This is a genomic window from Streptomyces sp. NPDC057565, from assembly GCF_042801455.1.
In the GTDB taxonomy this organism is placed as follows: Bacteria; Actinomycetota; Actinomycetes; order Streptomycetales; family Streptomycetaceae; genus Streptomyces; species Streptomyces yanii.
Genome location: NZ_JBHVFU010000016.1, coordinates 28,026 through 43,333 on the forward strand (window position 1 = coordinate 28,026; position 15,308 = coordinate 43,333).

The following is a 15,308-nucleotide window of genomic DNA, read 5'->3' on the forward strand; positions in this document are numbered from 1 at the left end:
TTCTGTTGTTTACCCTCCCGCGCGTGGCGGTGGCTTCGGGGCGGTTGCGGTGGGTGCGCGGCCCCCCGGGGGGGGGGGGGGGCGACTGCCCGGTGGGGGGCCCCCCCGGGCGCGGGCCGGGGCCGCCCCCCTTCGGTTCGGGTCCGCTACTTCTTGGCGGTGGTGAACTTCTCGTACGCGGCGACGACGTCCTTCGCCGGACCGTCCATCCGCAGCGTTCCTGCCTCCAGCCAGATCGCCCGGTCGCAGGTCTCGGTGATCGACTTGTTGCTGTGACTGACCAGGAAGACCGTGCCCGCTTCCTTGCGCAGCTCGATGATGCGCTCCTTGCTGCGCCGCTGGAACTTGGCGTCGCCCGTGGACAGCGCCTCGTCGATCAGCAGGACGTCGTGGCTCTTGGCGGCGGCGATGGAGAAGCGCAGGCGGGCGCCCATGCCCGAGGAGTACGTCCGCATCGGGAGGGTGATGAAATCGCCCTTCTCGTTGATGCCGGAGAAGTTGACGATCTGCTCGTAGCGCTCGCGGATCTCCTCGCGGGTCATGCCCATCGCGAGCCCGCCGAGGATGACGTTCCGCTCGCCGGTCAGATCGCTCATCAGGGCCGCGTTGACCCCGAGCAGCGAAGGCTGGCCCTGGGTGTGGACCCGGCCCTTCGACGGCGGCAGCAGACCCGCGATCGCCTTCAGCAGCGTCGACTTCCCGGAGCCGTTGGAGCCGATCAGGCCGATCGCCTCGCCCTTGTACGCGGCGAAGCTGACGCCCTTCACGGCGTGCACCTCGCGCACTCCGGGGGCCTGCCGTCGAGAGGCGATCCGGCTGAGGGCCGAGGTGGCGCTGCCTCTTCCGGTACGGGCGCCATTGACCTTGTACGTGATGTGGACGTCGTCGACGACGACGGTCGGGACCCGCTCGTCGGTGCCATTCATGTTCTCAGCCACGTCCGTACAGCTCCTCGGCCTTCCAGAAGTACACGAAGCCGCCCACCCCGCACACGAGCGCCCAGCCCGCGGCGACGGCCCACACATGCGGGGGCAGCTGGGACCCGCTGAAACTGTCGATCAGGGCGAACCGCATCAGGTCGATGAAGACGGCGGCCGGATTGCACTCCAGCGCCACCTTCACGAAGTGCGGGACCCGGTCTCCCTTGAGCAGCGCGTCGATGCTCCACATGACGCCGGAGGCGTACATCCAGGTGCGCAGGACGAACGGCATCAGCTGGGCGATGTCCGGGGTCCGGGCGGCCAGCCGTGCCACCACCATCGAGACGCCGGTGTTGAACACGGCCTGCAGGAAGAGTGCCGGAACGGCCAGCAGCCAGGACGGCCGCGGGAACTGCCCGAACCCGATGAGGATCAGCACCAGCGCGCCCAGCGAGAACAGCAGCTGCTGGAGCTGTTGCAGGGCCAGGGCGATCGGCAGTGAGGCGCGCGGGAAGTGCAGGGCCCGTACGAGGCCGAGGTTGCCGCTGATCGCGCGGGTGCCCGCAGTGATCGAGCTGCTGGTGAAGGTCCAGATGAAGACGCCCGTGACGAGGAACGGTACGAAGTCCTCGACGTTGCGCTTCGTGTTCATCAGGACGCCGAAGATGAAGTAGTAGACCGTCGCGTTGAGCAGCGGGGTCATGATCTGCCAGATCTGGCCGAGCTTCGCCTGGCTGTACTGGGCGGTGAGCTTGGCGGTGGCGAATGCCGTGATGAAGTGCCTGCGCCCCCACAGCTGCCGGATGTAGGCGCCCAGGGTCGGCCGGGCGCCGCTCACGGTCAGCCCGTGCCGGGCCGCGAGCGCGGCGAGCTCGCCCGGTTCGTACACCGGGAGGAGAGCGGGGGCGGGGTCCGCATCGGTCACCGCCGGGGCCGGTGCGGCCGGCGGGGTCGCTGAGGCTGTTGTCTGGCTCACCACGATCGCTTTCGACGGGAGGGCAGGAACAATCGCGATCGCCGGAACGGAACCGTATCGTCGCTACGTCGAGGGTAGGACGCATGGACGTCGCAACGCAACCGTTTCGTCGTTACGGACTATCATTCTGGCCATGACCACCGACCCGGGAACCCGCCGTCGCGTCCCCGCCGGAGCCGCTGTGCTGCGCGAGGACGTCACCGATGCCATTCGCAGCGCCGTCTTCGAGGAACTGGCGGCGGTCGGCTTCGCCCGGATGTCGATCGAGGGCATCGCCCGGCGCGCGGGCGTCGGCAAGACCGCCGTCTACCGCCGCTGGAAGTCCAAGCTGGCGCTGGTTCTCGACCTGGTCTCCGCCGTCGCCGTCCAGGGCATGCCCGCTCCCGCCACCGGTTCGCTGTACGGGGACGTCCGCGCCGTCCTGCAACTGGCCGCCTACGCCCTGCGTCACCCCGTCGCCTCGCAGGTCATCCCGGACCTGCTGGTCGAGGCGGCACGCAACCCGGAGATCTCCGACACGATCAAGGCGGCCCTGCTGGACCCGCAGCAGGGCATCGCTGCCGTGGTCGTCCGGGACGCCGTCGCCCGCGGCGAGCTGCCCGAGGACAGCGACCCGGACCGCGCGCTGGACCTGATCGTCGGACCGCTCTACTGGCGGCTCGCGGTCGTCCGCGGCGAGCTGCCCAAGGGGTACCTCGACGATCTCGCCGCCTCGGCGGTTGCCGCCCTCAAGAAGAACTGACCGCCCCCCCGCCGCCTGTGGTGCCAGCAGTCGGTCCACGACCCTGGCCGCCGCCCCGCCGTCGTCCAGGTCGCAGAAGCCCCTGCGGAAGCTCTCGTAGGCCTCCGCATGCCGCTGCGCCGACGCGGCCAGCGTGCCGGGGTTGCGCAGCGCCCCGGCGATCTCGTCCGTGCCGACGAGCAGCGGGCCGGGCGCGCGGGTCTCGAAGTCGAGGCAGAAGCCCCGCACGGTGTCGCGGTAGTGCTCCAGGTCGTACGTGTGGAAGAGCATGGGCCGGCCGGTGTGCGCGAAGTCGAACATCAGCCCCGCGTAGTCGGTGACCAGGACATCGGCGATCAGCAGCAACTCGGCGGTGTCCGGGTGCGCGGACACATCGCGTACGTGGGGGCCGTCGGGCACGGAGCCGGTCACCCGCGGATGCCTGCGCACCAGCAGGGTGTGGGTGTCGCCGAGCGCCTCCGACAGGGCCGAGGGGTCGAGCGCCGGATCCCAGCGACAGCGGTGGGATCCCGTGGCGGCGGCCGCGTGGGCCAGGTGGTCCCGGTAGGTCGGTGCGTACAGCACCACCTGGCGCCCGGCCGGGATGCCGAGCCTTCGCCGTACCCGCTCGGCGGTCTTCTCCCGGTCGGCGGCGAAGAGCAGATCGTTGGCGGGCGAGCCGGCCTCCAGGACCTCGCCGTCGTAGGCGAGCGCGCGGCGCAGATGGGGGGTGGCCCAGCTGCTGGGGGAGACCAGGACGGACCACTGGGCGGCGCGGTGCGGCAGGGACGCCAGGTGGTGGTGGTCGACGTAGAGGGAGTCGGTGAGGTCCGTGCCGAAGCGGCCGAGCGGGGCGCCGTGCCAGGTCTGCACGACCGTCTGCCCGGGGCGCCGCTCGAACCACTCGGGGAGCTGGTCGGCGGTGACGATCCGGCGCGCCCGTGCCAGGGCCTCGTACCAGGCGGTGCTGTGCTCGACGACCGGCACGGCGGTGGGCGGAAGGTGCCCCTGTCGTCCGTCCGTCACCCAGAGGTGCTCGAACTCCACACCCCGGCGCACGAGTTCGTGGTGGACGGCGCGCGGGGAGTCGCCGCCGGTGTACAGAACGGTGTCGCGCAGCGGCAGGGCGCGCTGCGCCGGGTAGCACGTGCCACGCAGGGCGGCCTGGCGGTACGCGCCCCGTTCGGCGGGTGCGAGGACCGGGCCTGCGTGCACGGTCAGCCGGTCGCCGTGACGACGGTCGAGAGTGAACTCCCTGGCAGGGCCGGTGGGTTCGCCCTTCCTGCGGAGCGGCAGCCGAGCGGTGAGCGCGGTCAGCACCCGGACGGGCAGCCCGCCCAGATGCGAATCCCAGCGCCCCTCGTGCAGACCCGCCGCGACCGACGGGGCGAGGAACGCGGTGAATCGGCCTGCGCCGCGCCGGCCCCCGGGCGTCTCTCCGTACGCCACCGGGATGGTCACCGTCTCGCGCAGCGCGTCATGCCGCAGCACGAGCGGGGGTGCGCCCTCCGCCGAACCTGCCGTGCCCTCCAGGCGCAGCGCCCCGTCCGCCGTCCACTCGGCCCGGTCCACGACCGGCTGCCCGGTCAGGTCCAGGACCAGTTCGCCCCCCGCGTCGGCGAGCGCCGGAAGCGGCAGGTCCGGTGCGGCGGGGAGCGGCACGCGGGAGCCGTCCGCAAGGATCAGCCGTGCCCGCCACCGCCCGCCGGGTTCCGCCTCGACCTCACGCGGCGTCCGGTGCGGCGGGCCGGGTGCGTCCGCCATGCGGGCGAGGTCGGCCAGCGGGATCCGTACCGTGAAGCGTTCGTCGGCCCGGCACTCGAACGGGTAGCGGTACTCGCTCTCCAGCGACCCGTCGCACGTCAGCACCAGCGACTTCGGCCGCGCAACCCCGTACAGCCGGCCCGTCAACTCCAGCTCGTCCCCCGTGCGATGGGCCTCGCACCGGGCGGACAGCTGTGCCACGGTCAGCTGCAGCCGCCCGCACCGGTAGTCGAGCACCGCCCGCCGCCCGTCGCCCAGGTCGTGGACCAGTGGTTGGACCGCACCCGCCTCCACGGCCCGCACCGCGACGCGCCGCACCACACCGTGCCCGGCGACCACCACTCCGACCAGCCAGCTGCCCGGCCGCAGCCGCCTCGGGTCGAGGACCATCTCGAAGCCGGACCCGTCATAACTGTGCAACTCCTGGCCGGAGTCGATGGTCGCCTCAGGGGCGGGAACGGTCCGCACCGGCACGGTCCGAAGCTGTGTGCCCCGGGCCGCGCGCACCATCCCCATCTTCAGCGAGTGGCGCGGGGCCGGGGCCGACAGATTGCGGATGTACGCGTATCCGCGCAGCCGGAGCTTCCCGTCGCCACCCCACTTGGCCCCGAGCAGTCGCGCCACCGCAGGGAGATCGGTCCTGGCCGGGCGGGCGCTCTCCGGTACGCCGGGGAAAGCTGCCCGCCGCCGTCCGGGCACACCGGTGACCGCGAACGTCCCCGCGCCATTGGCCCGTTCGAAGTCGAGTACCGACAGCAGCTCGGCCGTCCTGCGCTCCCGCACCAGCTGCCACTTGATCCGCAGCTCCACGGGCAGCTCGTCGAGGACCGCAGGCCCCGCACGGTCGAGGAACGCGCCCGCACCGGCCATGAACGCTTCCCGGTATTCGGGCCCGCCCATCGGCAGCCCCTCCAGGAAGTACACGAAGTCGTCGCGCAGGCAGGACGCGTCGTAGCGGTGGCGAGCGCCCCTGTTCGCCTCCCGTCCGCCGAGAAACGCGCTGACCTGCTCGCAGGCCGCGATCCGGTCCCGTACGCCCTTCACATCCGTACGCCGCCGGGTGATCGAACCCTCCCGCACCCGCCAGTAGTAGACGTGCTCGTGCAGCACATCGACGGAACCGGCGAGGAAGTGCGCGGGGATCATCACCGGGGTGTCCTCGTAGAGCTTCCCCTCCGGAAAAGCGAAGGCGTGCCGGTCCCAGAACGAACGCCGGAACACCTTGTTCCAGGCGACCCGGTCGGCGAGCAGCCGGGGGTCCCGGCTGATGTGGGTGCGCGCGCGGGTCCCGGTCAGCCAGCGGTACTGCCAGGCCTGCTGCCGGCCCTGCTCGGTCAGCCGCCAGACGTTGCCGGTCGCCAGGTCCGATCCGGTCGACTCCAGTGATGCCAGCATCCGCTCGTACGCGTCGTGGACGACGACGTCGTCGCTGTCGGCGAACGCCAGATACGGGACGCCGGGGGTGGTGTGCCGTACCCCCGCGTTACGGGCCGCGCTCAGCCCCGCATTGGGCTGGCGGACATAGCGGAAGCGGTGGTCGTGAGCGGCGAAGGCCTCGGCGATCGCCGTGCTGCCGTCCGTCGAGCCGTCGTCGACGAGCACCACCTCGATGGCGTCGACGGACTGCTCGGCCACCGACCGCAGGCATGGCTCCAGATACTCCTCGACGTTGTGGACGGGTACGACGACACTGAGACGAGGCTTCATGCCCGGGTCAACCCGGGCGGGCGCCCCGGGTCACCGGCACCGACCCGAACGGGTGAACACGCGATTCGGTACGCGGTCCGTGCGCGGTTACGCTCGGCTGCCATGCTCCGTCTCAGTGTCGTCGTGCCCGTCCATCGCGTTCAGGGATATCTCAGGGAGACCCTGGAGTCCGTGCTCGACCGGTCGGGCGCCGGGACCGAACTGATCGTCGTCGACGACGGATCGACGGACGGCAGCGCCGAGATCGCCGCCGAGTTCGCCGAACGCGACCACAGGGCAAGGGTGTTGAGCCTTCCCGGGCATCACGGTGCGGGACCGGCCCGCAACGCGGGGGCCGCCGAGGCGCGCGGCACGTACCTGCTCTTCCTCGATGGGGACGACCTGCTGCGACCGGGCGCACCGGAAGCGATCGCCGACCGGCTCGCCCGGAGCGAGCCCGACGTGCTGCTCCTCGGGCACGACCGCATCGACTGGTGGGGCGAGACCGCCCCCGCCGACGATCTCCCGTCCGTCCGCAACCGGCTCTTCCGCCGGGAGTTCTGGACCGCGCACGGCCTCCACTTCACCGACGGTCCCTACGAGGACGTCCTCCCCGTCCAACGTGCCGAACTCCTCGCGGCCGACGCGGGCACCCTCGCCGAGCTCGACCGGGTCTGTGTCCGCCACCGCATCCGCCGCACCGGCACCTTCGCCACCACCCCCGGCCGCCACCACTTCGCGGTCATCGACGCGTACGAGCGGCTGCGCACCGAGACGGGCCACGACCCGCGCGTCGAGGAGGTGCGCACCCGCCATCTGCGTGCCGTGCTCGCCGACCCCGGCCGGATCGCTCCGCCCGACCGCCCCGCCTTCCACCGCGCCGCCGGCCTCCCCGGCAGCTACACCGCCCACCGTGCCCAGCAGGCCGTTCGCGACCGGCGCGCCCGGACCACCGCCACCTTGCGCCGCCGGAAGAAGACGCTGCGTGCCCGCGTCATGCGCGCCGCCTACCGCGCCGACCTGCACCGGCCGCTCGACCCCCACCTCGCGGTCTACGGCGCGTACTGGAACCGGGGCGTCGCCTGCAACCCTGCCGCGATCCACGCCAAGGCGCGCGAACTCGCCCCGCACATCCGGGGCGTCTGGGTCGTCTCGTCCCGCCACCGCGACCGGATGGAGCCCGGGACCCCGTATGTCGTCGAGGGCTCCCGCGCCTACTGGCGGGCCATGGCCACCGCCACGTATCTGATCAACAACTCCAGCTTCCCCGGCGGCTTCACCAAGCGCCAGGGCCAGGTCTACCTCCAGACCCACCACGGCACCCCGCTCAAGACCATGGGGCTCGACCAGCGCGCCTACCCGGCACTCACCAACGGCATCAGCCTCGAGAAGATCGTCGCCCACGCCGACCAGTGGGACTTCTCCCTCTCCGCCAACCCGCACACCACCGAGATCTGGGACCGGGTCTACCCGTCCTCGTACGAGCATCTGAACCTCGGCTACCCGCGCAACGACATCTTCTTCACCGCCACCGCCGCGCAGCGGGCCGAAATCCGGGACCGGCTCTCCCTCTCCCCCGGACAGACCGCGCTGTTGTACGCGCCGACCCACCGTGACTACCGCAAGGGCTTCGTCCCCCGCCTCGACCTGGAACGCCTCGCCCGCGAACTCGGTCCGGATCATGTGGTGCTGGTGCGCGCCCACTACTTCTACGGCCGTTCCGCGCAGCTGCACGGCGCCCGTGTGATCGACGTGACCGGCCACCCGTCCGTCGAGGAACTCTGCCTCGCCTCCGACGTGTTGATCACCGACTACTCGTCCCTGATGTTCGACTACGCCTGCCTGGACCGCCCGATCATCAGCTACGCCCCGGACTGGCCCGCCTACCGGGCCTCGCGCGGCACCTACTTCGACCTGCTGTCCGGCCGCCCCGGCGACACCCCGGGCGCCGTCGCCACCACCGAGGACGAACTGATCGAGGTGTTCCGGTCGGGGGAGTGGCGGTCGGCGCGGACCACCGCGCTCCGGGCCGCGTTCCGGGAGCGGTTCTGTCCGTACGACGACGGGCGCGCCGCCGAGCGCGTCGTGCGATGGCTGTTCCTGGACGGCGCCTAATGTCACACCTTCGAGGCCGTAACCGGTGACCCCCGGGCGTTCACGGGGGTTGAGCCATACGGACAACCAGGCCCCCGATGAACGGACGTGCTCAACATGCCGCCACGGCTCAGTGTCGTCGTCCCCGTCCACAACGTCGAGCTCTATCTGACGGACTGCCTGAAGTCCCTCGCGGAGCAGACCATGGCCGATCTGGAGGTGGTGATGGTCGACGACGGGTCCACCGACGACAGTGCCGCCCTGGCCACCGCATTCGCCGCACAGGACAGCCGCTTCCGGCTGGTCAGCCAGAAGAACGGCGGACTCGGGCACGCCCGCAACACCGGTGTCCGCAACTGCGACCCGGGCAGCAGCTACCTCGCCTTCGTCGACAGCGACGACATCCTCCCGCCCCGCGCGTACGAACTCCTCGTCGGCGCACTCGACGAGACCGGCTCCGACCTCGCGTCCGGCAATGTGCTCCGGCTGCGCGCCTCCGGAAAGCTCCAGCAGTCGCCCAACTTCCGCAAACCCATGGCGAGCACCCGGCTGCGCACCCACATTTCCCGCGACTGGGACCTGGCCGCCGACCGGATCGCCTGCAACAAGGTCTTCCGCCGGTCCTTCTGGAACGAGCACGGCTTCGCCTTCCCGGTCGGCGCCCTCTACGAGGACATTCCCGTCGTCCTTCCCGCCCACTTCCTGGCCCGCACCGTCGACGTCGTCAAGGACCCCGTCTACCACTGGCGCGACCGGGCAGGATCGATCACCACCCGCCGCGCCGTCGTCCGCGGCATCCAGGACCGGGCCTCGCACGTACTGGGCGTCTCCACCTTCCTCGACGAGCACCGCAGCGCCGCCGAAAAGCGCCGCTACGAGGCGCATGTCCTCGCCAACGACCTCTGGTACTTCATGGAGGCGCTGCCCGACGGCGACGACGAGTACCGCCGCGCCTTCCTCACGTACGCCAACGAGTTCACCGACCAGGTCGACCCCACCGTCCTCGACGGGCTGCCGCTGCGCCTGCGCCTGATGTGGCACCTCGTACGCGAACGGCGCATCGACGAACTGCTGGCGCTGCTCGCCCACGACAAGGCCGAACCGGGCGCGTTCGCCGTACGGGGCGTGCGGCGCCGCAGCGCCTCGTACCCCGGACTGACCCGGCCCGTGCCACGGTCGGTGCTGCGCGTCGGCGACCGGGACCTGCCGCTCACCGCCCGGCTGCGCGAGGCGCACTGGCAGGGCGGGAAACTGCACCTCAAGGGGTACGCCTACATCCGCAACCTGCCCGCGGCCTCGCGGCGCGGCGAGTTCCGGGCGGGCTGGCTGCGGGCCGGCCGACGGCATCTGGTGCCGCTTCGGCTGCGTACTGTCGACGAGCCGGAGGCCACCGCACGCTCCCGGCAGAGCCTGCACAACTACGACCGGTCCGGCTTCGAGACGGTCGTCGACCCGGCCAGGCTTCGGGTCGGTCCCGGCGGCCCTGCCGAACGGCTCACCTGGCGTCTCGAGATCGGCATCGCCGGCCACGGGATGCTGCGCCGCTCCGACGTCTCCACGGATGAGGCGGCGGCGCCGCCGCCCGTGCACCGGCCGGACGGCGACCACCGGATCGTGCCCGCCTTCGAGAGCGGCAAGCTGGTGCTGCACGCCGAGCGGATCGACGCCCGGTTCGAAACGCACCGGGAGGGCGGTGCGGGCGACGGGACACGCATCGTGGTGATCGACGGCATGATCCGCGACCGCCTCGGCACGGGCCCGTTGCGGATCGGCCTCACCCACCGGCCCTCCGGCACCTCCTTCGACGGCCCGGCGGCGGTCCACGAGGGCGCCGTGCCGTCGGCGGCGGGCTGGCGGCGCTTCACCGCCGAGATCCCGCTCGGCGCGTTGACCGACGCCCGGCCGCCGACGGGCGCGGGCACCGTCCCGTACAGCCTCCACCTCGTCGGGCCGGACGGCCGCCGGACACCGATCGATGTGCCGGGACCCGTCCTGCCGGGCCGCTACCCGGTCGCGCGCGGCGCGGACGGCGCCAGGCGGGAGCTCGCTCTCACCGCCAGCTCCCGCGGCAATCTGCTGATCAGCGACCGGACCGTCCAGCCCGCCTGCGAGCTGGCGAGCTGGACCGAGGACGGCCTGCTGCTCCTGGAGGGCACCTTCCCCGACGACCCGGACCGGCCCGTCGAGCTGGTCGCCCGACACAGCGGACACCGGGAGGAGGCCGTGTTCCCGGTGACCCTCTCCGGGCCCGTCGAGGCCCGTCGGTTCCGGGCCGAGCTGCGGCCGGACGCCGTCGAGGCACCCGGCGGGGCACTGCCGCTGGGCGAGGGCCACTGGTACCTCTTCCTCCGCGAGAAGGGCGCCACAGACGACACGCTCGACCTGCCGCTGCGCATCCCGGCCGCCGCCCACCGCACCCTCCCCGCCACGCGAACCCTTGCGGGGCGTCGGTACGTCATCGAGCGGCGCTACCACGATCAGCTGCTCATCGACTGCGCGTCGGTGCTCAGCGCCGCCGAACGCGGCGCCCGCGGCAAGCGGCTGCTGCGCGAGGCGTACGGACGGCGGCGGACGGCGGCACCGCTGCGCGACGCAGTGCTCTACAGCAGCTTCGACGGCCGCCAGTACTCCGACTCACCGAGGGCGATCTACGAGGAACTGACTGCACGCACCACCGAGTTCGAGCACCTGTGGGTCGTCCGTGATCAGCAGGCCCGCATCCCGGCGGGCGCCACCGCCGTCGTCCACGGCTCCGCCGACTGGCACGAGGCACTGGCCCGCAGCCGCCACATCGTCACCAACACCCAGCTGCCCGAGTGGTTCGAACGGCGCGACGGCCAGACCGTCGTGCAGACCTGGCACGGCACCCCCCTCAAGCGCATCGGTCTCGACCTCGCAGGCACCGTCCAGGCCAACGCCGCCTACATCGCCGGCATTGAACAGCGCGCACGTCAGTGGAGCGTCCTCGTCTCCCCGAACAGCTTCTCCACCCCCGTCCTGCGGCGCTCCTTCGGCTACCGGGGGGAGATGCTGGAGTGCGGCTACCCCCGCAACGACCTCTTCCACGCCTCGGACCGCACCAAGGTGGCCGCCTCGGTGCGGGAGCGGCTGGGGATCCCCTCGGACAGGCGGGTCGTGCTGTACGCACCTACCTGGCGCGAGGACCGGCCGCAGGGCGGCGGTAGGTATGCCCTGGACCTTCAGCTCGACCTGGCGGCCGCCGAACGAGAACTCGGCGCCGACAGTGTGTTGTTGGTGCGCCGCCATTATCTGGTCACCGACCGGCTTCCGGACACCGGAAGCGGCTTCGTGCGGGACGTCTCGCGCTACGGGGACGTCGGTGAGCTGATGCTGATCAGCGACGCGCTGGTCACCGACTACTCCTCGCTGATGTTCGACTTCGCGCAGACCGGACGCCCGATGCTGTTCCACACGTACGACCTGGCCCACTACCGCGACACCCTGCGCGGCTTCTGTTTCGACTTCGAGAACCGCGCCCCGGGTCCGCTGATCCCCGACTCCGCCGAACTCGTCGAGGCGCTGCGTGATCCGGTCCGGGCCACCGAGGGACACGCGCAGGCGTACGAGGCATTTCGGCGGGACTTCTGCGATCTCGACGACGGGCATGCGGCGCAGCGGGTGGTCGACCGGATGCTGTAGGCGGCGCGGTGGTGTTCCCCGGTTCCGGCCCCCGTACGCCGTGGGGGGCCGGAACCGGGCCCGGGGTGAAGCGGTGATGAACGCGAACGGGCTCGCGGGAATGCAGGCTGCATGAACCGTTCGAGTGATTCGCGCCATCCGGTGCGGGTGCTGTTGAGCCGGGAATCGATTCCCTTCCCGGCTAAGTACGTTGATCGGTGCGCTGCATAGTGGCCTCTGGTTGCTACGTTCTGTTTTCATGGGTATCCGAATGTGGTGCGCCACCTGGAACGTGCGACGTGCAAGAGCCGTCGTGCTCGTCACCGCGGCCGTCGGGCTGCTTGTCAGAATGCTGATCGCCGCAAACACGCCGGGCCCCGCCGACGTGCGCATTTTCCAAGGTTTCGCAAAGGCCATCACTGTGTACGGCCCCGTTCGCATTTATGAGCAGCCGCTGCCCGGACTGCCCGTCTACAACCATCCTCCATTGGCCGGATGGATGCTTCTCGGGCTGAATGAACTCTCCGAAATCGGAATGTCGTTCGGGACGCTGATCCGATCACCTGCCTCGATCGCCGACTTCTTCTGCGCGCTCGTCGTGTTCGAAATCGTCCGGCGGCGCGGCTCTCTCCGTACCGCCGTCGCCTGCGGAGCGGGCGTGGCCCTCAGCCCCGTGCTGATCGCCACCTCCGGGTACCACGGCAACACCGACGCGGTCGCCGTCACCTTCGCCCTCGCCGCCGCGTATCTGCTGGCCGACCGGAAGGCGCCGCTGGCCGCGGGGGTGGCCGCCGCGCTCTGCATCAGCGTCAAGTTCATCCCCGTCGTGGTGATCCCCGCGCTGTTCGTCGTCGCGCTGCGCGGCGGGCGGCCGGTGTTCGTCCGCTTCACCGCGGGGTTCGCCGCCCTGATCGCCCTCGTCTGGGGGCCGGTCCTGGTGACTGTGCCGGAGAACCTGAAGGAGAACGTTCTGGGGTACGCGGGCGGCAACTACCGCCTCTGGGGGCTCGTCCGGTTCGCCGATGTGCTCGGTCTGCCGGAGCCGTTCATCGCCTTCATCCGCGGCGAGGGCCACTTCCTTTTCGTGCTGATCTGCGTGGCCGCCGGAGTCTGGCTGGCCTGGGTGCGGCCCGCGCAGCTGCCCGGGGTCGTCGCCGTGACGATGGGCCTGCTGCTTCTCCTCTCCACCGCCTCAGCCCTCCAGTACCTGACCTGGGCGGCAGCCGCGATGTTCGTCATCGGGTTCTGGGAGGGACTCGCGTACAGCTGCCTGCTCGGCTGGACGGCCGTCCTCGGCTACCAGGGACGCTCCGCCGTGCGCTGGAGCGAAACGGTGCTGCAGCTCGGCGCCGCCGGGTGGTTCGTCCTCGCGATCGGACTGGTCACCGGCGTCCGCAAGATCCTCGCCGCCCCGCCGGACGCGCCCTCGCCGACCTCCGCCGAACGGGCGTCGGTCACGGCGCCCCGTGCCTCACAGCCGTCCGGTTCCGCCGTCAAATGACCACATCCGAGCACAACTGGAGAACCTCCCGTGAAGGAAAGCACCAGCCCCAGGATCGGCATCCTGGTGGTCGCGTACAACGCCGAGACGACGCTGGAGAACACCCTCGACCGCATTCCGGAGGATTTCCGGCCCCGGATCTCGGAGGTCCTCATTCTCGACGACGCGAGCCATGACGCGACCTTCACCGCAGGCTGCCGCTGGTCCCTGACGGAGGGGATGCCCAGGACCGTCGTGATGCGGCACACCAAGAACCTCGGATACGGCGGGAACCAGAAGGCCGGATACGCGCTGGCCGCCGAACACGGACTCGACATCATCGTGCTGCTGCACGCGGACGGACAGTACGCCCCCGAATTGCTTCCCGACATGGTCGGCCCCATTGAACGCGGCGAATGCGAAGCCGTGTTCGGATCGCGGATGATGAAGTCCGGCAGCGCCCTCAAGGGCGGCATGCCGATGTACAAATGGCTCGGCAACCGCATTCTCACCCGGCTGGAGAACGGGCTCCTCGGCTCGCAGCTCACCGAATTCCACTCCGGCTACCGTGCCTACAGCGTCGCGGCACTCAAGAAACTGCCGATCGGCCGGAACACCGACGCGTTCGACTTCGACACGCAGATCATCGTCCAGCTGCTCAACGAAGGAATGCGGATCAAGGAGATCCCCGTACCGACGTACTACGGCGACGAGATCTGCTACGTCAACGGCATGAAGTACGCGAAGGACGTCGTGAAGGACGTCCTCGAATACCGCCTCGCCGTCAAGGGATTCGGCACCTGCGCCTGGATCCCCAAGCCCGTCGAGTACGCCTTCAAGGAGGGCGACGGCTCCTCCCACGCCGTCATCCTGGAGAAGATGCGGGCGCTCCCGCCCGGCCGCGTGCTCGATCTCGGCTGTTCCGGCGGGCTGTTCGCCCAGCGTCTCGAATCCCTTGGCCATGAAGTGACCGGTGTCGACTACATCGAGGTGCCAGGGGTCCGCGACAAGTGCACACACTTCCATCTCGCCAACCTGGAGGAGGGGCTGCCCGCCGAGATCGGCGTCGACTTCGACTATGTGGTCGCCGGCGATGTCATCGAGCACCTCTCCCGCCCCGAACGCGTCCTCGCCGAGGTGGCGACCGTGCTGCGGCCGGGCGGCCAGGTACTTCTCTCCGTACCGAACTTCAGCCACTGGTACTCACGGCTGCGGGTCGCGCTCGGGATCTTCGACTACGACCGGCGCGGCATCCTCGACGAAACGCATCTGCGTTTCTTCACCCGGGCCAGCCTTCGCCGCACCGTCCGGAACGCGGGCTACGACGTCCTCGACATCGCCTCCACCGGGGCGCCGTTCTGGTCCCTGCTCGGCGGCCGCGGCCCCCTGCCCGCGATCCTCAGCGGGCTCTCGAAGCTGCTGACCCGGATCCGGCCGACGCTGTTCGGCTATCAGCACGTCGCACTGCTCACCCCGCATGCGGCCGAGACGATCATCGCTGGAGAGCACGTCGATGTTCAGGACATCCTCAACCGACAGTACGTCCCTGCCGACCGGGTCGGGGTCTGAGACCGCGGCTCCCGCCGCCTCCGTGCCCGCCCCCTCACGCGCTCCCGGGCCGCCGCCCGCCCCCGCAGTCAGGAACAAGACCTTGACCCTGCCCAGCCTGACGCTGCTCCTGTTCGCCGTGTTCGCGTCGGCGGGCGGCCAGATCATGCTCAAGCACGGTATGAAGGGCGCCGCGGCGGCGGCCGGGCGCGACGGCGGATCGCTCGCGATCCGCGCCGCGACCAGCCCGTGGGTCGTCCTCGGACTGGTCGTCTTCGCGGTCTCCGCGCTCGCCTGGATGGCGACGCTGGCCAAGGTGCCGCTCAGCATCGCGTACCCGTTCAACGCGCTCGGCTACCTGCTGATCGTGATGGCCGGATCGACGGTGCTGCACGAGCGGACCTCGATGTGGACCTGGGGCGGCTCGCTGCTTGTGGTCATCGGCCTCGCCACGGTCATGGCGGGCCAGCAGCGCTGAGG

At 70.8% G+C, this 15,308-nt stretch carries 8 protein-coding genes and 1 pseudogene; 6 read left to right on the forward strand and 3 right to left on the reverse strand.

Features of this window, described 5'->3' with window-relative positions; genetic code table 11:
- Positions 1-146 precede the first annotated feature (146 nt).
- Positions 147-926 carry an ABC transporter ATP-binding protein gene (locus ACFU8W_RS25975; RefSeq protein WP_266990700.1) on the reverse strand — a complete coding sequence of 260 codons (780 nt, stop codon included), beginning with the start codon at positions 924-926 and terminating at the stop codon, positions 147-149.
- Between the two features lie 4 nt (positions 927-930).
- Positions 931-1,845: an ABC transporter permease gene (locus tag ACFU8W_RS25980; RefSeq protein ID WP_345518459.1), complete on the reverse strand. Its 915-nt coding sequence runs from the start codon at positions 1,843-1,845 to the stop codon at positions 931-933.
- 184 nt (positions 1,846-2,029) lie between these two features.
- On the opposite strand from ACFU8W_RS25980, the gene ACFU8W_RS25985 reads away from it, so the two are divergent.
- The gene (locus ACFU8W_RS25985; protein ID WP_326792367.1) at positions 2,030-2,638 is read left to right on the forward strand and encodes a TetR/AcrR family transcriptional regulator; all 609 of its coding nucleotides are present in this window, start codon (positions 2,030-2,032) and stop codon (positions 2,636-2,638) included.
- Between the two features lie 12 nt (positions 2,639-2,650).
- Here the strand turns inward: ACFU8W_RS25985 and ACFU8W_RS25990 are convergent.
- A pseudogene (locus ACFU8W_RS25990) lies at positions 2,651-6,088 on the reverse strand (CDP-glycerol glycerophosphotransferase family protein); the annotation flags it as partial.
- Between the two features lie 102 nt (positions 6,089-6,190).
- Here ACFU8W_RS25990 and ACFU8W_RS25995 point away from each other — a divergent pair.
- From ACFU8W_RS25995 to ACFU8W_RS26015, 5 genes are all read left to right on the forward strand, one after another.
- The gene (locus tag ACFU8W_RS25995) at positions 6,191-8,182 is read left to right on the forward strand and encodes a CDP-glycerol glycerophosphotransferase family protein (RefSeq protein ID WP_384041635.1); all 1,992 of its coding nucleotides are present in this window, start codon (positions 6,191-6,193) and stop codon (positions 8,180-8,182) included.
- A gap of 96 nt (positions 8,183-8,278) precedes the next feature.
- A complete protein-coding gene (locus ACFU8W_RS26000; RefSeq protein ID WP_384041875.1) occupies positions 8,279-11,821 on the forward strand; it encodes a CDP-glycerol glycerophosphotransferase family protein in 3,543 nt (1,180 codons plus the stop codon).
- A 238-nt stretch (positions 11,822-12,059) separates the two neighbouring features.
- Positions 12,060-13,301 carry a hypothetical protein gene (locus tag ACFU8W_RS26005; RefSeq protein WP_384041638.1) on the forward strand — a complete coding sequence of 414 codons (1,242 nt, stop codon included), beginning with the start codon at positions 12,060-12,062 and terminating at the stop codon, positions 13,299-13,301.
- A 30-nt stretch (positions 13,302-13,331) separates the two neighbouring features.
- Positions 13,332-14,849: a methyltransferase domain-containing protein gene (locus ACFU8W_RS26010; protein WP_384041641.1), complete on the forward strand. Its 1,518-nt coding sequence runs from the start codon at positions 13,332-13,334 to the stop codon at positions 14,847-14,849.
- Between the two features lie 82 nt (positions 14,850-14,931).
- On the forward strand, positions 14,932-15,306 hold the full coding sequence (locus ACFU8W_RS26015) for a hypothetical protein (protein ID WP_376662555.1): 375 nt from the start codon (positions 14,932-14,934) through the stop codon (positions 15,304-15,306).
- The last annotated feature ends 2 nt before the right edge of the window (positions 15,307-15,308 follow it).

Coding starts and splice junctions, on each gene's coding strand:
- ACFU8W_RS25975 (WP_266990700.1), bottom strand. CDS start 926: ATGAATGGCACCGACGAGCGGGTCCCGACCGTCGTCGTCGACGACGTC.
- ACFU8W_RS25985 (WP_326792367.1), top strand. CDS start 2,030: ATGACCACCGACCCGGGAACCCGCCGTCGCGTCCCCGCCGGAGCCGCT.
- ACFU8W_RS25995 (WP_384041635.1), top strand. CDS start 6,191: ATGCTCCGTCTCAGTGTCGTCGTGCCCGTCCATCGCGTTCAGGGATAT.
- ACFU8W_RS26000 (WP_384041875.1), top strand. CDS start 8,279: ATGCCGCCACGGCTCAGTGTCGTCGTCCCCGTCCACAACGTCGAGCTC.
- ACFU8W_RS26005 (WP_384041638.1), top strand. CDS start 12,060: ATGGGTATCCGAATGTGGTGCGCCACCTGGAACGTGCGACGTGCAAGA.